At 63.5% G+C, this 23,204-nt stretch carries 21 protein-coding genes; 10 read left to right on the top strand and 11 right to left on the bottom strand.

The genetic code is table 11. The annotated features are described in order from the left end of the window. Window positions 1-109: 109 nt before the first annotated feature. The gene (locus ACIQUI_RS12465; RefSeq protein ID WP_403198694.1) at window positions 110-1,276 is read right to left on the bottom strand and encodes an MFS transporter; all 1,167 of its coding nucleotides are present in this window, start codon (window positions 1,274-1,276) and stop codon (window positions 110-112) included. Window positions 1,277-1,382: 106 nt separating this feature from the next. Here ACIQUI_RS12465 and ACIQUI_RS12460 point away from each other — a divergent pair, with 106 nt between their 5' ends. Next, window positions 1,383-2,276 (top strand): LysR substrate-binding domain-containing protein, encoded by an 894-nt coding sequence (locus ACIQUI_RS12460; protein WP_403198692.1) that lies wholly within the window; start codon window positions 1,383-1,385, stop codon window positions 2,274-2,276. Between the two features lie 124 nt (window positions 2,277-2,400). After that, complete coding sequence (locus tag ACIQUI_RS12455; protein ID WP_009683677.1) at window positions 2,401-2,529, top strand: PA1414 family protein; 129 nt, start codon at window positions 2,401-2,403, stop codon at window positions 2,527-2,529. A gap of 194 nt (window positions 2,530-2,723) precedes the next feature. Here the strand turns inward: ACIQUI_RS12455 and ACIQUI_RS12450 are convergent, their stop codons facing one another. After that, a complete protein-coding gene (locus ACIQUI_RS12450; protein ID WP_403198689.1) occupies window positions 2,724-4,103 on the bottom strand; it encodes a sodium:solute symporter in 1,380 nt (459 codons plus the stop codon). A gap of 277 nt (window positions 4,104-4,380) precedes the next feature. Next, entirely contained in the window at window positions 4,381-5,331 is a 951-nt protein-coding gene (gene speB / locus ACIQUI_RS12445; protein ID WP_003254586.1) for an agmatinase, read from the bottom strand. A 224-nt stretch (window positions 5,332-5,555) separates the two neighbouring features. Between speB and ACIQUI_RS12440 the strand changes: the two genes are divergently transcribed. The 3 genes from ACIQUI_RS12440 (at window position 5,556) to ACIQUI_RS12430 (ending at window position 8,915) form a co-directional block, all read left to right on the top strand. Then, window positions 5,556-6,449 (top strand): LysR family transcriptional regulator, encoded by an 894-nt coding sequence (locus ACIQUI_RS12440; RefSeq protein ID WP_403198686.1) that lies wholly within the window; start codon window positions 5,556-5,558, stop codon window positions 6,447-6,449. Window positions 6,450-6,585: 136 nt separating this feature from the next. Next, window positions 6,586-8,151, top strand: coding sequence for a methyl-accepting chemotaxis protein (locus tag ACIQUI_RS12435; protein ID WP_403198683.1), 1,566 nt, complete (start codon window positions 6,586-6,588; stop codon window positions 8,149-8,151). Window positions 8,152-8,315: 164 nt separating this feature from the next. Then, window positions 8,316-8,915 carry a tRNA-uridine aminocarboxypropyltransferase gene (locus ACIQUI_RS12430; RefSeq protein WP_403198681.1) on the top strand — a complete coding sequence of 200 codons (600 nt, stop codon included), beginning with the start codon at window positions 8,316-8,318 and terminating at the stop codon, window positions 8,913-8,915. A gap of 132 nt (window positions 8,916-9,047) precedes the next feature. On the opposite strand, the gene ACIQUI_RS12425 is transcribed toward ACIQUI_RS12430, so the two are convergent. The 3 genes from ACIQUI_RS12425 to ACIQUI_RS12415 form a co-directional block, all read right to left on the bottom strand. Continuing rightward, a complete protein-coding gene (locus ACIQUI_RS12425) occupies window positions 9,048-10,406 on the bottom strand; it encodes a TolC family outer membrane protein (protein ID WP_403198678.1) in 1,359 nt (452 codons plus the stop codon). A 311-nt stretch (window positions 10,407-10,717) separates the two neighbouring features. Continuing rightward, complete coding sequence (locus ACIQUI_RS12420; RefSeq protein ID WP_403198675.1) at window positions 10,718-11,083, bottom strand: YbaN family protein; 366 nt, start codon at window positions 11,081-11,083, stop codon at window positions 10,718-10,720. A gap of 7 nt (window positions 11,084-11,090) precedes the next feature. Continuing rightward, entirely contained in the window at window positions 11,091-11,678 is a 588-nt protein-coding gene (locus ACIQUI_RS12415; protein ID WP_391125344.1) for a UPF0149 family protein, read from the bottom strand. 245 nt (window positions 11,679-11,923) lie between these two features. Here ACIQUI_RS12415 and recQ point away from each other — a divergent pair, with 245 nt between their 5' ends. Continuing rightward, window positions 11,924-14,071 carry a DNA helicase RecQ gene (gene recQ / locus ACIQUI_RS12410; protein ID WP_403198672.1) on the top strand — a complete coding sequence of 716 codons (2,148 nt, stop codon included), beginning with the start codon at window positions 11,924-11,926 and terminating at the stop codon, window positions 14,069-14,071. A 150-nt stretch (window positions 14,072-14,221) separates the two neighbouring features. Continuing rightward, window positions 14,222-14,659 (top strand): MarR family transcriptional regulator, encoded by a 438-nt coding sequence (locus ACIQUI_RS12405; RefSeq protein ID WP_403198670.1) that lies wholly within the window; start codon window positions 14,222-14,224, stop codon window positions 14,657-14,659. Between the two features lie 114 nt (window positions 14,660-14,773). Here ACIQUI_RS12405 and ACIQUI_RS12400 read toward each other — a convergent pair whose 3' ends face one another. Continuing rightward, window positions 14,774-16,957: a patatin-like phospholipase family protein gene (locus ACIQUI_RS12400; RefSeq protein ID WP_403198668.1), complete on the bottom strand. Its 2,184-nt coding sequence runs from the start codon at window positions 16,955-16,957 to the stop codon at window positions 14,774-14,776. Between the two features lie 66 nt (window positions 16,958-17,023). On the opposite strand from ACIQUI_RS12400, the gene ACIQUI_RS12395 reads away from it, so the two are divergent. Continuing rightward, a complete protein-coding gene (locus tag ACIQUI_RS12395; protein ID WP_403198665.1) occupies window positions 17,024-17,305 on the top strand; it encodes a SelT/SelW/SelH family protein in 282 nt (93 codons plus the stop codon). Here the strand turns inward: ACIQUI_RS12395 and ACIQUI_RS12390 are convergent, their stop codons facing one another. Then, window positions 17,306-18,193, bottom strand: coding sequence for a DMT family transporter (locus ACIQUI_RS12390; protein ID WP_403198663.1), 888 nt, complete (start codon window positions 18,191-18,193; stop codon window positions 17,306-17,308). Between the two features lie 166 nt (window positions 18,194-18,359). Further along, a complete protein-coding gene (locus ACIQUI_RS12385; RefSeq protein ID WP_403198660.1) occupies window positions 18,360-19,127 on the bottom strand; it encodes an AraC family transcriptional regulator in 768 nt (255 codons plus the stop codon). A gap of 126 nt (window positions 19,128-19,253) precedes the next feature. On the opposite strand from ACIQUI_RS12385, the gene ACIQUI_RS12380 reads away from it, so the two are divergent. Next, entirely contained in the window at window positions 19,254-20,054 is an 801-nt protein-coding gene (locus ACIQUI_RS12380; protein ID WP_403198657.1) for a UDP-2,3-diacylglucosamine diphosphatase, read from the top strand. A gap of 125 nt (window positions 20,055-20,179) precedes the next feature. Here ACIQUI_RS12380 and ACIQUI_RS12375 read toward each other — a convergent pair whose 3' ends face one another. Next, window positions 20,180-20,491: an Mpo1-like protein gene (locus tag ACIQUI_RS12375; RefSeq protein WP_391125365.1), complete on the bottom strand. Its 312-nt coding sequence runs from the start codon at window positions 20,489-20,491 to the stop codon at window positions 20,180-20,182. Window positions 20,492-20,644: 153 nt separating this feature from the next. Here ACIQUI_RS12375 and ACIQUI_RS12370 point away from each other — a divergent pair, with 153 nt between their 5' ends. Then, a complete protein-coding gene (locus ACIQUI_RS12370; protein WP_403198654.1) occupies window positions 20,645-21,706 on the top strand; it encodes an AraC family transcriptional regulator in 1,062 nt (353 codons plus the stop codon). Here the strand turns inward: ACIQUI_RS12370 and ACIQUI_RS12365 are convergent. Continuing rightward, window positions 21,663-23,117: a potassium transporter TrkG gene (locus tag ACIQUI_RS12365; protein ID WP_391125369.1), complete on the bottom strand. Its 1,455-nt coding sequence runs from the start codon at window positions 23,115-23,117 to the stop codon at window positions 21,663-21,665. The genes ACIQUI_RS12370 and ACIQUI_RS12365 overlap by 44 nt on opposite strands. Window positions 23,118-23,204: the final 87 nt, after the last annotated feature.

Raw genomic sequence — 23,204 nt, 5'->3', positions numbered from 1 at the left:
CCCGGTCGCGGCCCGCCGGGGGCGGCGCCCCCCCCCCCCCCGCCCCCGCCCCCCCCCGGGGGGGCCCCCCCCCCCCCCCCGCGAAGAGGCCAGTACAGACAACAGAGATTCAGGATGTAACCCTGGCCTGACAGGCACCAACCTGCTGTACCCCACTGCCAATCAGCACCAACCCCCCAGCCACCACCAACCCACCCGCCGCCAGCATCAGCGCCGGCTGCAGCCCACCGCTGTAATGGCTGCTGACCGCCGCCAGCAATGGCCCGCTCAATTGCCCCAGGGCAAAGCACGCAGTCAGCAGCCCGGCATTGCGTTGCGTGGCATGGGGTGCCAGCTCCCGCGAGCGCTGCATCACCAGTTGCATGCAGGCCAGGAACGGCCCGCCACACAGCAGCACGCCCAATGTCAGCCCGACACCCCCGCCCATCAGGCAGGCCAGCACGCCCAAGCCCTGAAGCCACAACGTGGCGGTCAGCCAGACTGAGGTGCGGCCGCCGCGGCGCAGGCTCACCAGCAGCACACCCAAGGCCGCCGCCAGGCCAAACGCCGGCCAGAACAGGTCGGCCAGCCACTGGCCACGGAACTGCTGGTTGGCCATCTGCGACAGAAAGGTGGCCGGCAGGATGTAACCCACGCCATACAACGCATATACCAGCCCCAGGCGGCCAATGCCTACGCTGCGGGTCGGGCCTTGGTGCGCTGGCGTTGGCGCAGGCTGGAGTGCCCTTGGCAGCCACGGCCGCACGGCCAGCAGCATCACCAGCGCGGCAACGGCATAGATCAGCCACAGCGCCGCCGAGCCCAGCCCCAGTAGATGCGCCACCAGTGCCAGCAGCCCGGTCACGGCGATGCCCAGGCCCGGCCCGGCGAACACCAGCGCACCCAGGCGCTGGCGGTTGTGTGCATTAGCCACCTGCTGGCTGAGGCTGGTGATCATCACCAGTACCCAGGCACTGGCCACGCCGGTACCAAAGCGCAGCAGCACTTGGCTCCAGAACCCGTCGGCGCCCCATGAAGCCAAGGTCAGCAGCACGCACAGCCACAGCCCGCCATGCAGGCGCAGGCGCACCTGGCCGGGCGATCGGGCAAACATGGCATCCACCGCACCCATGAAATAGCCCAGGTAGTTGGCAGCCGCGACCAATCCGGCGACCGTAAGGTCCAGCTGGCCTTCGGCGATCAGTTGCGGCAATTGCGGGGTGAGGGCGAAGCGGCCGATGCCCATGGCCATCATCAGCGCCACGGCGCTGGCCAGCAGTTGAATGAGTGGCGACATGTTGAGTCTCCTGCGCGGATGTAAGCGATGACTGGCAGGTTAGGGCGGTTTCATTTTCAATAAAATTGAATAATGATGATCAAGTTATTCTGTTTTGGAGAATGTCGTGGAGTTCAGCCAGCTGCGTATCTTCCAGGCGGTAGCCGAGGAGGGGTCCATCACCCGCGCCGCAGAGCGCCTGCACCGGGTGCCGTCGAACTTGTCGACACGCCTGCGCCAGCTCGAAGAGCAGTTGGGCGTCGAGCTGTTCCTGCGTGAACGCCAGCGTCTGCAGCTGTCGCCGGCAGGCAAGGTGCTGCTGGACTATGCCAACCGCATGGCGGTCCTGCGCGATGAGGCGCTGGCCGCCGTGCGTGGCGGCCAGCCTGCCGGTGATTTTGTGCTGGGTACCATGTACAGCACCGCTGCTACCCACCTGCCGGCGCTGCTGGCGCGTTATCACCAGGCTTACCCGGCGGTGAACCTGCAGGTGCGCGCCGCGCCCAGCGGCGAGTTGCTCGAAGGCCTGCTCAACCACAGCCTGGATGCCGCGCTGGTGGACGGCCCGCTGAACCTGGCCGGGCTGGATGGCGTGCCGTTGTGTGATGAGCAGCTGGTGCTGATCACCAGCCCCGAGCACCCTGCGGTGCACAGCGCCAAGGACGTGGTGGGCAAGGCCGTGTTCACCTTCCGCCAGGGTTGCTCGTACCGTATGCGCCTGGAGGCCTGGTATGCCCATGCCCATACCCCGATGGGGCGGGTAATGGAGATCGAGTCATACCAGAGCATGCTGGCCTGCGTGATCGCGGGGGCAGGGGTGGCGATGATGGCCAGGTCGATGCTCGACAGCCTGCCCGGGCGTGACCGGGTAAGGGTGCATCAGCTTCAGGCGCCGTTCGATCAGGCGGTCACCTGGCTGATGTGGCGCCAGGGCATGCGCGGGGCAAATTTGCAGGCGTGGATCGATTTGCAACAAAGCGAAACGATTGACCAGTCGTCGGAATGCGCCGCCACGGCTTGATCCGGGTCAAAATGGCCCATATCTGTAAGAGTAGAGGCATGCGTAATACAGGACATCGGGCTATGATCTGTATGAAACATCGCAGGATTGATTTGCCGTGAGGCTGACCCGTCAAGGGGGCATTATGAATAAACCACTGTCCAACTGGCTCCACGACCTGGCGGTCGCCTTGGGGCTGATTCCACCACCCTTGCAGCCGGTGCCGATCCCGACTGATGAAGAGCAGCGCAAGCGCCAACCGCGTCGTCGCTGATCCTACTGAGAGCAAGACAAAGGCCGCAGCACCTGGGTGGGTGCAGCGGCCTTTTTGTGTCTGTGGAATTGTTTTTGCCTGCACTGGCCCTATCGCTGGCAAGCCAGCTCCCACAGGTACAGCACAAGCCTCAGGCCTTGCGCATTCTATGTGGGAGCTGGCTTGCCAGCGATAGGGCCAGTGCAGGCTAACAGTCAGGCCAGGTTCACGGCACCGACGGGTTTACGCGACATAAGGCTGACCACCACAAAGCTCACCAGGCCAACAGCCAGGCTGTAGTAGATCGGCGTATTGGCCTCCAGCCCATCCTTGAACATGAACAGCAGCGCGGTGGCAAAGCCCAGCGACATGCTGGCAATCGCGCCGGCGGTGGTCGCACGCTTCCAGAAGATCGCCCCGATCAGCGGGATCAGCATGCCGCCGACCAGCAGGTTGTAGGCCAGGGTCAGGGCGTTGATCACGTCGTTCACCATCAGCGCGATACCGAGTACCACCAGGCCGGTGAGCAGGGTGAACAGCCGGCTCAGACCCAGGCTCGACTGTTTGCCGCCGCGCAGCTTGGGCAGCAGGTCTTCGGTCACGGTGGTCGAGGCAGCCAGCAGTCCGGCACTGGCGGTGGACATCATCGCCGCCAGGGCGGCTGCCATCAGCAGGCCACGGATGCCATCGGGCAGGGTGCTCTTGATCATCTCGGCAAAGGCGTTGTTCGGGTTGGCCAGGTCGGGCATCAGCACATGGGCGGCCATGCCGATGGCGGCGCAAGCCAGGCCGTACACCACGCAGTACACACCGGCAACGGTACCGGCACGCTGGCAGACCTTCTCGTCACGTGCAGTGAACACACGCTGCCAGATGTCCTGGCCGATCAGGATGCCGAAGAAGTAGATCAGGAAGTAGGTGATGATGGTGTCCCAGCCAATGGTGGTCAGCTGGAAGCTGGCCGCCGGCAACTTGGCCACCAGGGTGTCCCAGCCACCGGCCTTGTACAGGCACACTGGCAGCAGGATGAACATCAGGCCGACGGTCTTGATCACGAACTGGACGATGTCGGTCAGGGTCAGCGACCACATGCCGCCAATGGTCGAGTACAGCACTACCACACCGCCGCCGAGCAGCAGCGAGGCCCAGAATGGCAAGTCGAGCAGCACCTGCAGCACGGTGGCCATGGCCAGGGTCGAGGTAACGCCGATCATCAGTGCATAAGCCAGCATGATCACGGCACTGGCCTGGCGCGCGGTAGGGTTGTAGCGCTGTTCGAGAACCTGGGTCACGGTGAAGATGCGCAGGCGCAGCAACGGCTTGGCCAGGAACAGGTTGATGGCAATGATGCCCAGGCCCAGGGCTGCGCACAGCCAGAAGCCGGAGATGCCGTGGACGTAGCCCAGGCGCACGGTGCCAACGGTAGAGGCGCCACCCAGCACGGTGGTGGCCATGGTGCCCATGTACAGGACCGGGCCGAGGTTGCGCCCGGCTACCAGGTAGTCTTCATGGGTTTTCGCGCGCCGCATGCCATACCAGCCAAGCCCTAGCATGCCGGCGGTATAGATCATTACAACAATGATGTCCAAGGCCATTGGGGGTCTCCCGATTATCTTTATTATGGCGAGATCGACCACGCAGGCGCGTTTTCGGCGCCCGGTGGTCTTGTCGTGTTGTTGGCGGGCCTCTGTGGCCCTCCCTCATGGCTCCTGCCGGGGTATTACAGATACTGCGATCGCTTCTTGTAGGAGCGGCCTTGCGTCGCGATCGGGTCGCAAAGCGGCCCCGGCGATTCAGGCGTCAAAGCGTAAATCCGGGGGCTGCTTCGCAGCCCGATCGCGACACAAGGCCGCTCCTACAACCGAATGCCGTTTAGCGGCGTACCACGCCCGGTAGCACGCAGAGCATCTCGAACAGCAGGTTTGCACCGAGCAGCGAGGTGTTGCCGGTGGTGTCGTAAGGCGGGGAGACTTCGACAAGGTCACAGCCGATCAGGTCCAGGCCGTGGCAGCCGCGAATGATCTCCATCGCCTGGATGGTGGTCAAGCCGCCGATTTCCGGGGTGCCGGTGCCAGGCGCCCAGGCCGGGTCGATGCCGTCGATGTCGAACGACAGGTACACCGGGCCGCCGCCGACCTTTTCCCGCACTTCGGCCATCAACGGCTCCAGCGACTTGTGCCAGCATTCTTCGGCCTGGACTACGCGAAAGCCCTGGCGGCGGCTCCAGTTGAAGTCGTCGGCGGTGTAGCCTTGGGCGCGCAAGCCGATCTGTACCACACGGTCGCAATCGAGCAGGCCTTCTTCCACGGCGCGGCGGAAGGTGGTGCCGTGGGCGATCTTCTCGCCGAACATGTGGTCGTTGACGTCGGCGTGGGCATCGATGTGCACCAGGCCGATCTTGCCGTGCTTCTTGTGCAGGGCACGCAGGATCGGCAGGGTGATGGTGTGGTCGCCGCCCAGGGTCATCGGGATGACATTGTGCTCGACGATTTCATCGTAGGCTTCTTCGATGATGCGCACGGCGTCCAGCAGGTTGAAGGTGTTGATTGCCACGTCACCGATGTCTGCCACCGACAGCGAGTCGAACGGTGCAGCCCCGGTGGCCATGTTGTAAGGGCGGATCATCACCGATTCGGCGCGGATCTGCCGCGGGCCGAAGCGGGTGCCGGAGCGCAGCGAGGTGCCGATGTCCAGTGGCACGCCGATAAAGGCGGCATCCAGGCCTTCGGCGCTTTGCAGGTGGGGGAGACGGAGCATGGTGGCGATGCCGCCGAAACGCGGCATTTCGTTGCCGCCCAGTGGTTGGTGGAGAGTCTTGTCCACGGTGGGCCTCATCAGTCGGTCGATTGTTCTGTTTGTTCGAACCTGTGCCGCCGCGCGCCTTCCACGGGGGAGTTGCCGGCGGGCAGGGACATTTCGGCCAAGTCTGCTCAAGGTAGTGGCGGGGAAGAATCGCTACCGACAAAAACTTAGTTCAGGAATTTCTGAACTAAAGCGGGCCGCAGCGGTTAGACTGCGCGCTAATACTGTTGCGGAACCGTTGCACCATGGCCTCGACCTTGCCCGACCTGAAACTGCTGCGCATCTTTGTCAGCGTGGTGCGCCACCAGGGCTTCGCCAACGCGCAGCGCGACCTGAACCTGTCGACTTCGGCCATCAGCACCTACATGAGCCAATTGGAAAGCGCGCTGGGCATTGTGCTGTGCCACCGTGGGCGTGGCGGTTTCAGCCTGACCAGCAAGGGCGAGCTGTTCCACCAGGAAACCCTGCGCCTGCTGGCTGAACTGGATGGCTTCGAGCAGTATGCCGCTGCCCTCAAGGGCGAACTGCGTGGCACCCTCAACCTTGGGGTGATCGACTCCACGGTCGGTGACCGGGCCTTGCCGCTGGCCGAAGCCGTCGGTGCCTACAGCCAGGAGCATCCGGCGGTGCACCTGCACCTGTCGGTCTCAAGCCCCTACGAGCTGCAACTGGGCGTACAGGACAACCGCCTGGACCTGGCCATTGGTGCGTTCTCCTCGCGCATGAGCGGCCTGCTCTACCAGCCGTTGTACCGTGAACAGCACTGGCTGTACTGCAGCAGCCGCCACCCGCTGTACACCGAGCGGCGCATCCCCGAGCAGGTGGTGACCCAGCAACGCATGGTCGGGCGTGGCTACTGGAGCCAGGCCGAGCTGGCCCGGCATGGTTTCAAGCACAGTGCGGCGACAGTGGAGAGCATGGAAGCGCAATTGATCCTGATTCTTTCCGGTGCCTATATCGGCTATCTGCCCGAGCACTACGCGCAGGCCTGGGTCGACAAGGGCGACTTGCGGGTGCTGTCGCCGTCGACCTTTGGTTACCAGGCACCGTTCTCGCTGATCATTCGCCGTGGGCGCACCCGCGAGCCGCTGATCCAGACCTTCCGCGACCTGCTGAAAAGCCAGCTCAACGTGGGTTGATAAACACGCTGTTCAGGTATTTCGTCGGGAGGCTCTAATTTCCTGCATGGGCTGGCCGCTAACCTGATAGCGCTCTGCTACATATCAACTTGCGCTGATGATTTTTCCCCTATTCATCCTGCAAGGATCGCCCAAGATGCGCATGAATTTGCCCGTCACTGAGCACGAAAGAACCTTTTCCAGCGATCAACGCCTGATTTCCACCACGGACCTGAACAGCCGTATCACCTACTGCAACGACGCCTTCGTGGCGATCAGCGGCTTTACCTACGACGAGCTGGTCGGCCAACCCCACAACCTGGTGCGCCACCCGGATATGCCGCCGGCGGTGTTCGGGCATATGTGGGAGATCATCAAGCAGGGCAAACCGTGGATGGGGGTGGTCAAGAACAGGGCGAAGAACGGCGACTACTATTGGGTCAGCGCCTATGTCACGGCGATTTACGAGCAGGGCCGCATCAGTGGCTATGAGTCGGTACGTTCGGTGCCCACGCGTGAGCAGATCCGCCGTGCCGAGGCATTGTATGCACGGCTGCGGGCCGGCCGAGCAGCGGTGCCCTGGGCGGCGCGGCTTGGGCATGGCCTGGGGCACGGCTGGCCGCTGATCGGCGCGGGCCTGCTATCGGCGGCTGGCTACCTGTGGCTGCCACCCTATGCAGCGCTTGGGGTGCTGATGGCCAGCCTGCTGCTGGCCTGGTACCTGGTCGAGCACCGGCAGAACCAGGCCATCCGCCGTACGCTGGCCGAGCACCCCAAGGCCTTCACCAGCCCACTGGTGGCGCTGACCTACAGCGACAACCCCGGGCTGCAGGGCCAGCTCGACCTGGCCATCTTCAGCGAGGAAGCACGGCTGCAAACGGCGTTGACCCGGTTGGTGGATGCAGGCGTTGGGGTGAAGTCGCGGGCGGCGCAGTCATCCGATTTGTCCGATGCACAAGCGCAAATGCTCGACCGCCAGCGCAGCGAGACCGACCAGTCCGCCACGGCCATCGCCCAGATGGCGGCGACCATCCAGCAAGTCACCCACAACGTGCAGAGTACGGCGCATGCGGCGGGTGATGCCGACCAGCTGGCGCAACAGGGTAGCGAGCTGGCGCTGCAAAGCCTCAAGGCCATGGGCAGCATGAGTGATGCGGTCAATGACATCGGCCAGGCGGTCAATGCCTTGGCCGAGCAGACCCAGTCGATTGGCAGCGTGGTCGATGTGATCACCTCGATTGCCGAGCAGACCAACCTGTTGGCACTGAATGCAGCCATTGAGGCGGCGCGTGCCGGCGAGCAGGGGCGCGGGTTTGCCGTGGTGGCGGATGAAGTACGTTCGCTGGCCCAGCGCACCCGTGCTTCGACCGATGAGATTCACCACATCATTGCCTCGCTGCGTGCAGGTGCCGAGCGAGCGGTGAGCACCGCCAGCCGGGGCGAGCAGATATCGCGCGACAGCGTGCACAGCGTCGAGGCGGTGCAGGCGGCGTTGAGCGGGATCGCCCAGGCAGTCAGCCGAATTACCGGCATGAGCCAGCAGATGGCCACGGCGTCGGAACAGCAGAGCCATGTGGCGGAAGACATCAACCAGCAGATCGTGCGGATTGCCCACCTCTGCGACCAGAGCGCCGGGCAGGCCAGGCAAGGGGCGCAGATCAGCCAGGACCTGGAGCGCATGGCGGAGTACCTGCATAGCCTGGCGGAGCGCTTCAACCGCTGAGATCGCTGGGGCCGCCTTGCGGCCCATTCGCAGGCAAGCCAGCTCCCACAGGATCACCACAGGCCTGAGCCTTGTGCAGTACCTGTGGGAGCTGGCTTGCCTGCGAATGGGCCGCAAAGCGGGCCCTGGTTCTGTGGCAGAATGTCCCCGCCAAGGAGACCCCCATGCCCAGACCCCGCTGCGAGCGCTGTCAGCGCCCGTCCGACCATTGCCTCTGCCCACTGATCCCTGCACTCGACAGCCGCACCCGCGTGATCCTGCTGCAGCACCCCAGTGAAACCGCCCACGCGCTGAACACTGCGCGGCTGGCTGCCCTTGGCCTAAACAATGCCGAGTTGCGGGTAGGCGAGGTGTTCGATGATCTGGAGCAGTTACTCGCTACACCCGGCTACCGACCGGTGCTGTTGTTCCCCGGTGATGACGCCCAGGTGTTGACTGCGTATGGCGAGGCGAGCGCCAAACCGTTGATGTTGATCGTGCCCGACGGCACTTGGCGCAAGGCACGCAAGCTGCTGTACCTGAATCCGTTGCTGGAGGGCTTGCCACGAGTGACATTGGGGCAGGTGTCAGCTTCGCGCTATCGCTTGCGCAAGGCACCGGAGGCTGGGGCGTTGTCGACCATCGAGGCCGTGGTGGGGGCGCTGAATGCGCTGGAGCAGCCGGTTGGCTTCGATGCGCTGCTGGCACCGTTCGAGGCGTTGATCGAGGGGCAGATCAGGGCCATGGGCGAGGAGACGTTCCAGCGTAACCACGGTGAAGGGTGATGCAGTGATGGCCCTATCGCCGGCAAGCCGGCTCCCACAGGTACTTCACAAGGCTCAGGCCTGTGGTGATCCTGTGGGAGCTGGCTTGCCGGCGATAGGGCTGCAGAGCAGCCCCGGCAATCTCAAGCCCGATCAACGCATCTCAGGCAAACGCGCCTCGGTACGCACCTCGGTAGTGGCCAGCGCCTCTGGCGGCAGCGAAATATGCTGCTTGGTCAGCAACTCACCCATGGTTGCCAACACGCGGTAGCGCGAGAACTCCTCGGTATAACGCACTTCGGTGTAGCGGCGGTCGGCGTTGTACAGCTCGTTTTCACTGTCGAGCACGTCCAGCAGGGTGCGCTGACCCAGGCCGAACTGGTCCTGGTAGGCGGCTCGCACGCGTTTGGTGGTCTCGGCGTACTCACGCGCAGTCGGCAACTGCTTGCTGGCGTTGTTCATGGCGTTCCACGCCAGGCTCAGGTTCTCGGTCAACTCGCGCAGGGCGTTGTTGCGGATATCCAGGGCCTGGTTGATCTTGTGCGCGTCAGACTGCAGGCGGGCCTTGTCGCTGCCGCCGCGGAACAGGTTGTAGTTCATCTCCACGCCAGCTTGCCAGTCGTTGTTGTTGTGGCCTTTTTCGCCGCCGGTGTTGTTGTTGGCACCGGTTGCCAGAATGGCGTCGAAGCGCGGATAGAACGTCGACTTGCCCACTTCGTACTGCTGCTCGGCGGCGTTGACGTCAGCCTGGGCAGATTTGATGTAGGGGTTGTTCTGACGCATGCTGTCGCGCGCGCCGTCGAGGGTTTCAGGTACCTCACCCTTGATGGTCTGCGGGCTTTCCAGCTCGTCCGGGGCACGGCCGATCACACTGAAGAAGTTGGCTTCGGCATCGGCCAGGTCGACTTCGGCGGTATCCAGGTTGTTTTCTGCCAGGGCGCGACGTGCGCGGGACTGGTCAAGGTCGGCGGTGCTGCCGACGCCGCGCTCGTTACGCAGGCCGATCTGGTCGTTGACGCGCAGGTGGGCTTGCAGGTTGTTCTTGGCCAGGGTCACCAGTTCGCGGCGCTTGAGCACTTCCAGGTAAACCTCTACTGCACGCAGGGCGACATCCTGGGCAACCGCCTGGGTGTAGTAGGCACGGGAGGTGGAGACAGCCTCGGTACGGCCCACTTCGTTCGACGTGTTGAAGCCGTCGAAGATCATCTGCCGCAGGCGCAGCTCGGATTGGGTGTAGTTGAGGGTTTCCTTGTTATGGTTACCTTGGGCACGGGTGGTGGCGTTGTCCGAACGCTGGCGACCATAGCCTGCGACCAAGTCCACGGAAGGGTAGTAGCCACCACGCGCAAACTTGACGTCCTCATCGGCCGACAGCTTGCTGTTGCGGTTGGAGCTTACTTGCGGGTGGTAGTCCACGGCGCTCTGGACGGCCTCGGTGATCGACATCGCCTGTACGTTGGCACTCGCCAGGGCCAACAGTAATGCACTGGTGATGGGGTTCAAAACGCGCATGGTACATCTCCCTGATCCTGGAATTGATCCTGCTGCTCGCCAAAAAAATGACGATAAAATTATCGGGTATAGTGTTGCAGGTTTTTAACAACACAGCTAAGTACATTCATCGCGATAGATAAGAAGATTTATTCATATCAAATTGCCATATAAGACCGATATTGTCTAACTGTGTTGACAAGAAGTGCAAGGGATGATCGCGTTAGAAGCCGCCAAAGCCAGCTGATACGGGGCTTTGGTGCGGTTCCAGAACAATTTCAGATAAAGGAAATTTCAGTTAGGCGAAAGTGATATTTGGCGACAAAAAAATGTCACTTTGGTCTGCGCAGGGTTTTCTGCCTGACGATATACAGGCTTACCAGCACGGCGCTGGTCAACATGAACGCGCGCGCCCAGAACAGGGGTACCAGATAGCACGACAAACCAATGCTGGCCCACATCAGGCCGATGGCGTAGACCTTGCCCTTGAGGGGGATGCCCTCACCACTGAGGTAGTCGCGGATCCATGGCCCGAGCTTGGGGTGATGAACCAGCCAGTGGTGAAAGCGCGGCGAGCTGCGGGCAAAGCAGGCTGCCGCCAGTAGCAGGAAAGGGGTGGTGGGCAATACCGGGAGGAAAATCCCCAACACCCCCAGCGCGACGCTGAGCCAGCCTATGGCCAGCAGCAGGTAGCGCACAGGCGACTTAGTGGTGGCGTGGCTTGAGCAGTGCCGGCTTTTCGTCAGGCGCGTGCAGCAGCAGGAACAAAGCGCTCAACGCCTCAGGGATCTGTACGATCATGTCGTCCTGCAGGTTGGCGTTGCTGGCAATGTCGGCGAACTCTGGCTGTTCGTCGAACAGGCCCGAGCCGACCATGATTGGCAGCAGCATCTCGCTGACTTCTTCTTCGGCGTTCTCGAACCAGGCCTCTTCACGCAGGAATACGCCTTCCATGAAGCCGATGCACCAGCCGCGCAGGTCGGAATCATCCGGCTCGTCGGTCAGGTCGAGGTCGCATGGCAGGTCGAATTCCTCGTCGCTGGCCAGCTGGCGGGCAATGTGCGCTTTCAACGCTACCAGGGTGGCTTCGATCTCGGTGCGCTGGGCCTCGCTGGCGTAGTGTGGCTCCTCGGCGAACAGGGCATCGATCCATTCGCGCTCGGGCACTTCTTCGGCGTTGATCGACAGGGCGGTGAGGTAGCCGTGGGCGGCGACGTAGTCCAGCGCTTCTTCGTGCAGCTCGTCGGCGTCGAGGAAGGCTTGCAGGCGGGTCAGTTGCTCGGCGAAGGACATTACAGGGCTACCTTGGGGAATAAACGATAACGAATTCTAGCACCTTGCAGCGGCAGCAGGGTAAGGGAACGTCTATCGCCATGGTCCACTGCGCAGCGCGGTGCTGCGGTATACTCCGCGGCTTTTCATCCAGGGGCGGGTGTTGCCGGCTGCCTGGCAAAAACCGCTTACGCTTTTGGCGTGTGCGGGGCGGGTTTTTCGTCCAGCCTGTTCCCGGGATGGTACGGCGATTTGTGGAGTTGCACATGCTCGAACAGGCTCAGCGCGTTCTCAAGGATATCTTCGGCTACGACAGTTTCCGTGGGCGCCAGGCGGCAATCATCGAATGCGTGGCCAATGGCGGCGATGCCCTGGTGCTGATGCCCACCGGTGGCGGCAAGTCGTTGTGCTTCCAGGTGCCGGGGCTGTTGCGCCCGGGCCTTACAGTGGTGGTCTCGCCGCTGATCGCGCTGATGGATGACCAGGTGGCCACGCTGGACGAGCTGGGTGTGCCGGCCGCCGCGCTCAACTCCACGCTGACGGCGGAGCAGCAGCGGGAGCTGGCCGGGCGCCTGCGCCGGGGTGAAGTCAAGATGCTGTACCTGGCCCCTGAGCGCTTGGTGCAGCCGCGCATGCTCGACTTCCTGCGGGATCTGGACATCTCGCTGTTCGCCATCGATGAAGCCCACTGCGTTTCGCAATGGGGCCACGACTTCCGCCCTGAATACCTGCAACTGGGCCAACTGGCCGAGCTGTTCCCGCATGTGCCGCGCATTGCGCTGACCGCCACTGCCGACATGCGTACTCGCGAAGAAATCGTCCAGCGCCTGCACCTGCAAGGCGCCGAGCGCTTCCTGTCGAGCTTCGACCGGCCCAACATCTTCTACCGCATCGTGCCCAAGGAAGCGCCGCGCAAGCAGCTGATGGCCTTCCTTGGCGAGCGCCGCGGCAACGCCGGTATCGTGTACTGCCTGTCGCGCAAGAAGGTCGACGAAACGGCCGCCTTCCTGTGTGACCAGGGCTTCCCGGCACTGCCGTATCACGCCGGCCTGGCCGCGGAAACGCGGTCTGCCAACCAGCACCGCTTCCTCAACGAGGAAGGGCTGATCATGGTTGCCACCATTGCCTTTGGCATGGGCATCGACAAGCCCAACGTGCGCTTCGTTGCCCACCTCGACCTGCCCAAGTCGCTTGAGGCCTATTACCAGGAAACCGGCCGTGCCGGCCGTGACGGCCTGCCCTCCGATGCCTGGATGGCCTACGGCCTGCAGGACATGGTGATGCTCAAGCAGATGCTGCAGAACTCCGAAGGTGACGAGCGCCACAAACGCATCGAGCAGCACAAGCTCGACGCCATGCTGGCGCTGTGCGAAGAAACCCGCTGCCGCCGCCAGTCGCTGCTGGCCTATTTCGACGAAACCCTCGAGCAGCCATGCGGGCATTGCGACAACTGTGTCGACAACATCCAGACCTGGGACGCCACCGAGCCGGCCCGCCAGGCGCTGTCGGCGGTGTTCCGCACGGGCCAGCGCTATGGCGTCGGCCATCTGGTTGATGTGCTGCTGGGCAAGGACACTGAAAAAGTGCGCAATTTCGGCCACGAGAAGCTGTCGGTATTCGGCGTCGGCAAGGGCTTGGCCGAGGTCGAGTGGCGTTCACTGTTCCGCCAGCTGGTGGCGCGAGGCCTGGTCGATATCGACCTGGAAGGCTACGGCGGCTTGCGCCTGTCCGATAGCTGCCGGCCGCTGCTGCGCGGCGAGGTGGCGTTGCAACTGCGTCGTGACCTCAAGCCGCAGACCACGGCCAAGGCCTCGTCGTCCAGTGGCGGCAGCCCGGCCAGCCAGTTGGTACGTGCCGAAGAGCGCGAACTGTGGGAAGCGTTGCGCACCTTGCGGCGCAAGTTGGCAGAGGAGCACAGCGTGCCGCCCTATGTCATCTTCCCCGATTCGACGCTGCTGGAAATGCTGCGCAGCCAGCCGGTCAGCCTCAGCGACATGGCCCAGGTAAGCGGTGTGGGCGCGCGCAAGCTGGAGCGCTATGGCCAGGCGTTCCTCGAAGTGCTGAACAACAGTGGTGGCACGGAAGAAGCGCCGAAAGTGGTGCTTGACTTGCGCCACGAACTGGTCAGCCTGGCACGCGCCGGCATGACCCCGGCGCAGATCGCCGGGCAGCTCAACTGCAGCGAGAAAAACGTGTATAGCCTGCTGGCCGAGGCGCTCGGCCGCCAGGAGCTGAGCCTGGACCAGGCCCTGGACCTGCCGGAAGACCTGCTGATGGAAGTGCAGGATGCCTTCCTTGATGGCGAGGGCGAGTTGCCGCCGGTATCGGCTATTGCGCCACTGTTCGGGGCGCGGGTGCCGGAGGGGGTGCTGTATTGCGTGCGTGCGGCACTGGCCGCCGAGTTCGAGTTGTAAGGGTCGATCGGATCGAAGGCAGAACCGCCATCTGCTGATCTTTGTCATCCTTTTTGACGATTATCGAACAATCAGGGGCGCGCGAGCCTTGCCTCATGGGGCGGGCCATGGTTAGCTGCCTAATAATTAGATCTATTCAATGAGTTGCTTATGCCCCTGACCGACAATCAACACCGCTTCGGCATGCAGCTGGCCCAGATGTCCCGGGGTTGGCGTGCCGAGCTGGACCGCCGCCTGGCCGGGCTCAACCTGTCCCAGGCGCGCTGGCTGGTGTTGTTGCACCTGGCCCGTTTTGAAGAGGCGCCTACCCAGCGCGAGCTGGCCCAGAGCGTGGGCGTGGAAGGCCCGACCCTGGCGCGCCTGCTCGACAGCCTGGAGGCGCAAGGGTTGGTGCGCCGGCAGGCGGTAGTGGAGGATCGGCGGGCGAAGAAGATCGTGCTGTGCCCGCCAGCCAAGCCGCTGATCGACCAGATCGAAACCATCGCCAATCAACTGCGCGTGGAGCTGTTTACCGGGGTGGATGAAGCGGACCTGCAGGTGTGCATGCGGGTGCATGCCAAGATCCTGGCCAACCTGGAAAAGTCCTGAGGGCTATTGGGGCTGCTTTGCAGCCCTTCGCGGGCTTGCCCGCTCCCACAGGAGAATCGCTGCCCCCTGTGGGAGCGGGCAAGCCCGCGAAGGGCCGCAAAGCGGCCCCATTGTTCAGAAGGTATGCCCCAGGTTCAGGTACACCGCCTGCTCATGCGCACTGTTGGTGCCATAGGTGAAATTCAGCGGCCCCAGCGGCGTCTCCAGCCCCAGGAAGATGCTCGTCGCATTGATGTACCCGCTGTCGAAATCGTTGTCGTTGTTCCATGCCCGCCCGCGCTCCAGCGAGCCACCGATGTACAGCGGGAAGTCCAGCGGCACATAGGCCCGTGGCGTTAGCCGGCGGTAGTAGACCACCCGCATCAGGCTCACGTTCTGCCCCGATACCGAGTCCTGGCGAAAGCCCGACAGCTCCCGCGCGCCGCCCATCACGAAACTCGACGTCACCACTTCGGTGTCATCCAGCGTGCGCCCATAGCGCCCACCTAGCACGAAGGTGTTCGGCCCGCTGCTGATGGCCTTGTCCAGGTTGAACAGCCACTGCCGGTAATCCTGGTCGGAGTCCAGCGACTTGTCGTACTTGCGCAAGGTCAGGCCAATGTCCTCGCCGCTGTGCGGGAAATACACGTTGTCGAGAGTGTCGAACGAGTACTTCAGTTCATAAAACCCTTCGTTGAAGCTGACCTTGGGCAGGTCCTGGTCGCCAATGCGGACCTCGGCCTCGCCCCAGGCCTTGCCCACGCCCAGGCGCACCTCACCGTTGGTGCCGATCTGCCGCCCCACGTTCAGGCCAAAGCCGTAGCGCTCCAGGCGATACTCGGCAACGGGGTCGTTGTCGAGCGTGGCTTCGATGTTCTGCGAGGCAAAGTCCAGGTACGGCGCAATGAAGTAGCGTGAGCCGACATCCAGCGGTTGGTAGAACTCGCTGTACAGTTCTTGCTGGTCGCCAATCTGGCCACGGGTCAGCCATTCGGCGCCCAGGCTGTTGATGCCGTTGACCCGGTAGCTTGCGCCCAGGTTGAAGGCGCTGTCGCCGCGCAGGTCGTCCGACAGGTTCAGGCCCAGGCGCAGGTAGTCGGTGCCGCCGCGTCGGCCGCGGGCGTTGATGACCAGGGTATTGTCATTGCCCTTGTGCACCACGCGGTATTGCACCCGGTCGAAGTAGTCCAGGCCGTACAGGGTGCCCATGTCGGTCTGCAAGCGGTCGAGTTCCAGCGGCGCGTCCAGCGGCTGGCGAATGTACGAGCGGATCACGTCATCACTGACCTTGGAGTCGTTCTCGATCCGGATCGCGGTAATCACTGGCGTGCGCTGGCGTGGTGACCGGGCCGCGGCCAGGTCGCTGTCGCCCTCGGGCTGGCGCAGGGTAGCCAGGCGTGGGTCGAGCAGGCGGGTGGCGCGGTAACCGGCGTCGATCATGTCCCGGGCGCGGCCGAAATCGGTCACGCCAAATGCGCTAAGCGGCGGCTGGATGAGGATGTCGTCGCGGTGCAGGCTGGCCAGTTGTTCTTCCGAGTTGCGGCGAGTCATCAGGGTGATCGACTGGTTGAGCACATCGACCACCGTGGCCAGTTGCTTGCGGTCACGCAGCGGGGTGCCGATGTCGACCACGATGGCCAGGTCCACACCCATTTCCCGCGCCACGTCGAGCGGGATGTTGTCGACCATGCCGCCATCCACCAGCAGGCGGCCATCCAGCTCGACCGGGGCGAATACGGCGGGGATCGACATGCTGGCGCGGATTACCTGGGGCAGGTGGCCGCGGCGGAACACCACTTTTTCGCCACTGGCGATGTCGGTAGCCACTGCGCGGAAGGGGATGGGCAGCTTGTCGAAGTCACGGGTGTCGGCGGTGTGCGCCAGCTTGCTTTCCAGCAGCAGCGCCAGGTTCTGGCCCTGGATTACCCCCAGCGGCAGGCCCAGGCTGCCGTCGTCGCGAAAGCTGATTTTCTGCTTGACCAGGAAATCGCGATCATCCTGCTTGCGCCGGAACGGCACGTCCTTGCGCGGCGGGGCGTCAGACAGCGCCTGTTGCCAGTCCAGGGTAGTGGCGAGCTTTTCCAGTTCTTCGACGCTGTAGCCTGAGGCGTACAGCCCACCGATCACCGCGCCCATGCTGGTGCCGGCAATGGCGTCGATGCGCACGCCCTGTTCCTCCAGCGCCTTGAGCACCCCGATGTGTGCCAGGCCACGGGCGGCGCCACCGGACAGTACCAGGCCGACCTTGGGCCTGAGCGGTTCGGCGGCTGCCGTGAGGCAGGTGAGGGTGAGCAGAAAACAGAACAGCAAACGGCGCATCGTGAGTCTCAAACCGTGGGCTAAAGACCGCTAGTATAAGCGGCCCCTTACCTGGAGATGCTTCACATGGCCAACAGCAAGCCGGAAATCGTCATCACCTATTGCACCCAGTGCCAATGGCTGCTGCGTGCCGCCTGGCTGGCCCAGGAACTGCTCAGCACCTTCAGCGACGACCTTGGCCGGGTAGCCCTGGAGCCGGGCACTGGCGGTATTTTCCGCATCAGTTGCAATGGCGTGCAGATCTGGGAGCGCAAGGCCGACGGCGGCTTCCCCGAGGCCAAGGTGCTAAAGCAGCGGGTGCGCGACCAGATCGACCCGCAGCGCGACCTTGGCCACAACGATCGCTGATCAGGTGCCCTCGGCCAGTGGCTGCCTGGGCGGCTGCTCGGCGGCCAGGCGGCTGGACAGCACGATGGCGAAGATGATCAGCGCACCACCCAACAGCATGCGCAGGGTGGGCGTTTCGGCAAACACCACCCAGGCTACGGCAATGCCGTAGACCGGCTCCATGCCGAATACCACCGCGGCGGTGCGCGCCTTGATCACGGCCAGGCTGGCGACAAAAAGGCTGTGCGCCACACCGGTGCAGAAGATGCCGAGCAGGGCAATCCACAGCCAGTCCGTGGTCGCTACGCCGGCCAGGCCCGGGGCTGCGAACGGCAACAGGCACAGGCCTACCACCAGGTTCTGCCACAGCGCTGCCTGTACCGCAGGCAAGCGCCCGGAGCCGGCGCGGTTGGTGAGCGACAGCAACGAGAACAGCAGCCCCGACAGCAATGCCCACAGCAGGCCGCCGGTGGCCTCGCTGGCCAGGTCGAAGGCGGGCGTGACCAGTATCAGGCCAATACTGACCAGCAGTACCAGCACGGCCTCGTTGCGGCGGATGCGTTCACGGAACAACAGGCCTTCGAGGATGACGGTGAAGGCAGGGAAGCTGGCGAAACCGAGGGTGGCGATGGCCACGCCGCCGACCTTGACGGCGATGAAGAAACTGACCCAGTGGCCGGCCAGCAGTACCCCGCCGAGCAGCAGGCGGCGGATGTCCTGGCCGCTGAGGCGTTGCCAGCCAGGGCCAGCGAAGCTGGCGAACAGGGCCAGGGCCAATACGGCGAAGGCAGCGCGGCCGAACACGATGATTGCCGGGCTGGCGCTGGCGGCCAGTTTGCCGAAGACGCCGGTCAGGCCGAAGAACAGCGCGCCAATGTGCAGGGCGCCGAGGGCGGTGCGGTGGTTCATGGTGGGTCCTTGCTCAAGATCTCTACTGGCTGTGCCGGCCTCTTCGCGGGCTTGCCCGCTCCCACAGGTACTGCACAAGCCTTGTGGGAGCGGGCAAGCCCGCGAAAGGGCCGGTACAGGCAAAGTGTATAGGTTCAGGCAAACCCGTTCTGTCGCAAGCCTGCTGTCAGTTGTCGCCAGGCTCTCGCCGCAAGGCCAACGGCGTACAGCCAAACGCCCGCAACATCGCCGCCGAAAACGCACTCTGCGAGCTGTACCCCACCTGCGCGGCAATCTCACCCATCGGCAACAAGGTCTGGGTCACCAGCCGCCGCGCCTTGAGCAAGCGCCGCTGGCGAATGTAGTCCATAGGCGTCATCCCGCACTCTGCAGTAAAGCGCGCATGCAACCGGGCACTGGACAGCCCGGCCAGCCGCGCCAGATCGGCCACCTGCAGCGGGTAGGCAGCGTGTTGCTCGATATGCGCATCGAAGGCGGGATAGGGCAGGCGCCGGCTGGCAGTAACGCTGGCTGCAGCAGTGGGATTGAGACTGGCCAGCAGCAGCGCTGCGCCCTGCCGTGCAATCAGCGGGTCGTGCATGGGGCTGGCGGCCAGCCAATCCACCAACTGCTGTTGGCGGTGGTCCAGGCCCAGCGCGGCGGGGCGGTCGAGCAGGCGGCGGCTGGCATCGGCGTGCTCGCCCAACTGCTCGTGCAACCATTGCTCCCCAGGCACATCGAGCACCAGGCAATGGCTGCCGCCATCGCTGGCGCAGGTATGATGCGCACCCGCCGGCACCACCACCAGCCCCTGCCGATCAATGCCGGTGCCTTGCCCCTGCACCTCGAACTCCAGGCGGCCGCGCAGGCCGAACACCAGTTGCGGGTGTTCGTGGCTGTGGGCGATCAGGCTGTCGCGGTAATGACGCAGCGAGAGTATCGGGCCGGCGGTCATGGGGAGTCCTCGCAGGGCAGAAGCCCATTGTGCCTCATTCGTTGCACACCATCACTCGTCACCGTTTTGCCACGGCGCTGTCACTTACGCCTGCCAGTCTCCAGCAAACTGCGCCGGAGCCTGCTCATGACCCATGCCGAACTGTCCCGTCCCTCGCGCAAGCAACGCGTGCGTACCCTGTGGATCTCCGATGTACACCTGGGTACCCGTGACTGTCAGGCCGAACACCTTTCGCAGTTCCTCAAGGGCTACCAGGCCGACCGCGTGTACCTGGTCGGCGACATCATCGATGGCTGGAAGCTGCGCGGCGGGATCTATTGGCCGCAGGCCCACACCAACGTGATTCGCCGGCTGCTGACCATGAGCAAGCGCGGTACCGAGGTGATCTATGTCACAGGAAACCATGACGAATTCCTGCGCCGCTACTCCCGGCTGATCCTGGGCAACATCCAGCTGGTGGATGAGGCCGAGCACTTGACTGCCGATGGCCGGCGCCTGCTGGTGATCCATGGTGACCAGTTCGATGTGATCACCCGTTACCACCGCTGGCTGGCGTTTCTCGGTGACCGCGCCTATGAGTTCACCTTGGTGCTGAACCGCTGGCTCAACCACTGGCGGGCGCGTTACGGCTATGGCTACTGGTCGCTGTCGGCGTACCTGAAGCACAAGGTCAAGGGGGCAGTGAACTTCATCAGTGACTTCGAGGATGCCATTGCCCACGAATGTACCCGGCGTGGCTTCAATGGGGTGGTGTGCGGGCATATCCACCATGCCGAGATCCGCAAGGTAGGGGAGGTGGAGTACCTCAATTGCGGCGATTGGGTGGAGTCGTGCACGGCGCTGATCGAGCATTGGGATGGCAGCATCGAGCTGTATCGGCTGGCCGAGGCTCAGGCTGCAGCGGCGGCGGTGCAAGAAATGGCGTAAGGTTCTATGGCCATGGGGCTGCTTTGCAGCCCATCGCGACGCAAGGCCGCTCCTACAGGCAAACCGCAGCTCTTATGTGGGAGCGGCCTTGCGTCGCGATGGGCCGCAAAGCGGCCCCAAAATCCTTACAGCCTGACTTTGCCTAGCAGGATGTCGCGGAACATCACGAAATCACCGGCAAGGCTGTACAAAGGGTAGGTAAAGGTCGCCGGTCGGTTTTTCTCGAAAAAGAAATGCCCGACCCAGGCGAAGCCGTAGCCGAACAGCGGCACGGCCAGCAACAGCAACCATTTGCCACTGCCAATGGTATAGGCCAGCAGCGCAATCACCAGGCTGGTGCCGACGAAGTGCAGGCGGCGGCAGGTGGGGTTGCTGTGCTCCCCCAAGTAATACGGATAGAACTCGGCAAAACTGCGAAACTGCGCTGTGCGGTTCATGGCAGTGCTCCGGGATTAATACTTCTGGACGAGATGCACGGCGTGGAGCCTGATTCGAGTCTAGAGTGACTCACGGAGCCTATCAGTGACAATAGGCGCCAAATGAGTATCCTTGGGGTTCACCGCAGGAGCGGTCGATAGAAGAAGCCTGTCATGAGCGAAAGAACCACGTCAGCCAGTTGGGCATCAGGGATTGTGAAGGCACTCGAACTGGAAGGGCTGGACTGCCGGGCCATGTTCAAGCAGCTGGGGCTGGATTTTGCCGCCCTCGACGACCCTGATGCACGCTTCCCGCAAGACTCCATGACCCGGCTCTGGCAGCTGGCGGTCGAATTGTCGGGCAATGAGGCCATCGGCCTGAACATGGCCCGCGTGGTACGCCCGGCGTCGTTCCATGTGGTGGGCTACGCGCTGATGTCCAGCCGCACTTTGGCCGAGGGCTTCGAGCGCCTGGTGCGTTTCCAGCGGATCATCGCTGAAAGCTCCGACCTCAGCTTTATCCTTGGCTCCGAGGGCTACTCGCTGATCCTGACCGTGCACGGCGACCATCTGCCGCCAACCCGGCACAGTGCCGAGGCATCGCTGGCCTGTGCCCTGGCGCTGTGCAAATGGCTCAGCGGCCGGCCGGTGCAACCGCGCCGGGTGCTGGTGCAGGGGCCGCAGCCAAAGGATATCGAGCCGTACAAGGTCGCGTTCCATTCACCCTTGGTGTTTGGCGCGCCGCATGATGCGCTGGTGTTCGAACGGGCCGACATGGAGGCGCCGCTGCCGACCGCCAACGAGGCCATGGCGGTGCTGCACGACCGTTTTGCCGGGGAGTACCTGGCACGCTTTTCCGAAAGCCGGGTGACCCACCGTGTGCGCCAGGTGTTGTGCCGCATCCTGCCGCAGGGTGAGCCCAAGCGCGAAACCCTGGCCCAGGCCCTGCATTTGTCGCAGCGGACCTTGCAGCGCCGCCTGCAGGAGGAGGGCACCAGCTTCCAGACCTTGCTCGACGACACCCGTCGCGAACTGGCCGAGCAGTACCTGGCCCAGCCCGGCATGACCCTGTTGGAAACGGCCTACCTGCTGGGCTTTGCCGACCCCAGTAACTTCTTCCGGGCCTTCCGTCGCTGGTTCGATTCCACGCCCAGCGAGTACCGTGCCCGCATCGGCGCGGAGGCCGAAGGCGTCAGTGACGCCAGAACGCCGGCATACACAGCACCAACACCGTGATGATTTCCAGGCGGCCAAGCAGCATCCCGGCCGCCAGGATCCACTTGGCCGCGTCTGGCAGCGTGGCATAGTTGCCCGACGGGCCAATTACTTCGCCAAGGCCTGGGCCTACGCCCGAAACCGTGCCGGCAGCGCCGGTCAAGGCGGTCATCCAGTCCACGCCCAGCAACGACAGCAGCAGGGCCATGACGCAGATGGTGATGGCGAAGAAGAACGAGAACGTCAGAATCGAACGCACGATGTCTTCGTCGAGGCGGTGGCCGTTGTATTTCTGCTTGATCACCGCGCGCGGGTGGATCAGCTGGTTAAGGCTGGCCTTGAGCAGGATGTAGGCCACCTGGAAGCGGAAAATCTTGATACCGCCTGCCGTCGAACCGGAGCAGCCGCCAACGAAGCCCAGGTAGAAGAACAGCATCAGCGAGAAGTTGCCCCACAGGCTGTAGTCGCCCAGGGCGAAACCGGTGGTGGTGACCACCGAGGTTACGTTGAGTGCCACATGGCGCAAGGCATCGAGCCAGTGCAGGTTGGTGCTGTACCAGTACCAGGTGCCCAGCACCAGCCAGGTAACCAGCAACATGCCCAGCAAACCCTGCACCTGCTGGTCGCGGATCAGTGCCTTGCGGTTGCCACGCAAGGTCGCTACGTAGAGGGTGAACGGCAGGCTGCCCATGATCATGACCACCACAGCAACCCAGTGAACGGCCGGGATATCCCATTTGGCCAACGACTGGTCAGAGGTGGAGAAACCGCCAGTCGAGATGGCCGACATGGCGTGGTTGATGGCATCGAACGGGCTCATGCCTGCCCACCAGAAGGCCAGCGAGCCAAGGATCGAGAAGCCCACGTACACCCCCACGATCGATTTTGCGACCATGTGCGAGCGCGGCATGACCTTTTCCGAACGGTCGGACGACTCGGTCTGGAACAGGCGCATGCCACCGATGCGCAGCAACGGCAGGATCGCCACCGCCATGGCGATGAAGCCGATACCGCCAAGCCAGTGCAACATCGAGCGCCACATGAGAATGCCCGGCGACATGCTGTCGAGCCCGCTGAGCACGGTGGCGCCGGTGGCGGTGATGCCCGACATGCTTTCGAAGAACGCGTCGGTGTAGCTGATGTGCTGGGTGAGCAGGAACGGCAGGGCGGCGAACACGCACACCACCAGCCAGCTGCTGACCGTCAGCAGGTACATGTCGCGCGGGCGCAGGTGCACATGTTCGGGGCGCCCCTGTACCACCAGGGCCAGGCCGGCGATAAAGGTGATCAGGCTTGACCAGAGGAATGACGGCATGTCGCCGGTGCGCTGGAAAATCACCAGCGTCGCCATGGGCACGGCCATGCTGACGGCGAGGGTAATCAGGAAGATGCCGATGATGAAACCAATGATCCTTAAGGTCGGCAACGCCATGTGATCTGCTCTGACTCGAAACGGAAGGGCGCCATTCTACCTATGGGGTGGTCAGCTGCAAGCCGCGAGCTACAAGCTGCAAGAAAA

It is taken from the genome of Pseudomonas sp. NPDC090592 (assembly GCF_044769185.1).
Lineage (GTDB): Bacteria > Pseudomonadota > Gammaproteobacteria > Pseudomonadales > Pseudomonadaceae > Aquipseudomonas.
This window is presented reverse-complemented; position numbering and strand designations above follow the sequence as displayed.

Excerpts from the sequence above, each read along its gene's own strand:
- ACIQUI_RS12405 (WP_403198670.1), top strand. The coding sequence starts at position 14,222 with ATGCCCCTGACCGACAATCAACACCGCTTCGGCATGCAGCTGGCCCAG.
- ACIQUI_RS12415 (WP_391125344.1), bottom strand. The coding sequence starts at position 11,678 with ATGTCCTTCGCCGAGCAACTGACCCGCCTGCAAGCCTTCCTCGACGCC.
- ACIQUI_RS12450 (WP_403198689.1), bottom strand. The coding sequence starts at position 4,103 with ATGGCCTTGGACATCATTGTTGTAATGATCTATACCGCCGGCATGCTA.
- ACIQUI_RS12390 (WP_403198663.1), bottom strand. The coding sequence starts at position 18,193 with ATGAACCACCGCACCGCCCTCGGCGCCCTGCACATTGGCGCGCTGTTC.
- ACIQUI_RS12465 (WP_403198694.1), bottom strand. The coding sequence starts at position 1,276 with ATGTCGCCACTCATTCAACTGCTGGCCAGCGCCGTGGCGCTGATGATG.
- ACIQUI_RS12370 (WP_403198654.1), top strand. The coding sequence starts at position 20,645 with ATGAGCGAAAGAACCACGTCAGCCAGTTGGGCATCAGGGATTGTGAAG.
- ACIQUI_RS12365 (WP_391125369.1), bottom strand. The coding sequence starts at position 23,117 with ATGGCGTTGCCGACCTTAAGGATCATTGGTTTCATCATCGGCATCTTC.
- ACIQUI_RS12430 (WP_403198681.1), top strand. The coding sequence starts at position 8,316 with ATGCCCAGACCCCGCTGCGAGCGCTGTCAGCGCCCGTCCGACCATTGC.
- ACIQUI_RS12395 (WP_403198665.1), top strand. The coding sequence starts at position 17,024 with ATGGCCAACAGCAAGCCGGAAATCGTCATCACCTATTGCACCCAGTGC.
- ACIQUI_RS12400 (WP_403198668.1), bottom strand. The coding sequence starts at position 16,957 with ATGCGCCGTTTGCTGTTCTGTTTTCTGCTCACCCTCACCTGCCTCACG.
- ACIQUI_RS12440 (WP_403198686.1), top strand. The coding sequence starts at position 5,556 with ATGGCCTCGACCTTGCCCGACCTGAAACTGCTGCGCATCTTTGTCAGC.
- ACIQUI_RS12455 (WP_009683677.1), top strand. The coding sequence starts at position 2,401 with ATGAATAAACCACTGTCCAACTGGCTCCACGACCTGGCGGTCGCCTTG.
- ACIQUI_RS12385 (WP_403198660.1), bottom strand. The coding sequence starts at position 19,127 with ATGACCGCCGGCCCGATACTCTCGCTGCGTCATTACCGCGACAGCCTG.
- ACIQUI_RS12375 (WP_391125365.1), bottom strand. The coding sequence starts at position 20,491 with ATGAACCGCACAGCGCAGTTTCGCAGTTTTGCCGAGTTCTATCCGTAT.
- ACIQUI_RS12425 (WP_403198678.1), bottom strand. The coding sequence starts at position 10,406 with ATGCGCGTTTTGAACCCCATCACCAGTGCATTACTGTTGGCCCTGGCG.
- ACIQUI_RS12380 (WP_403198657.1), top strand. The coding sequence starts at position 19,254 with ATGACCCATGCCGAACTGTCCCGTCCCTCGCGCAAGCAACGCGTGCGT.
- ACIQUI_RS12435 (WP_403198683.1), top strand. The coding sequence starts at position 6,586 with ATGCGCATGAATTTGCCCGTCACTGAGCACGAAAGAACCTTTTCCAGC.
- recQ (WP_403198672.1), top strand. The coding sequence starts at position 11,924 with ATGCTCGAACAGGCTCAGCGCGTTCTCAAGGATATCTTCGGCTACGAC.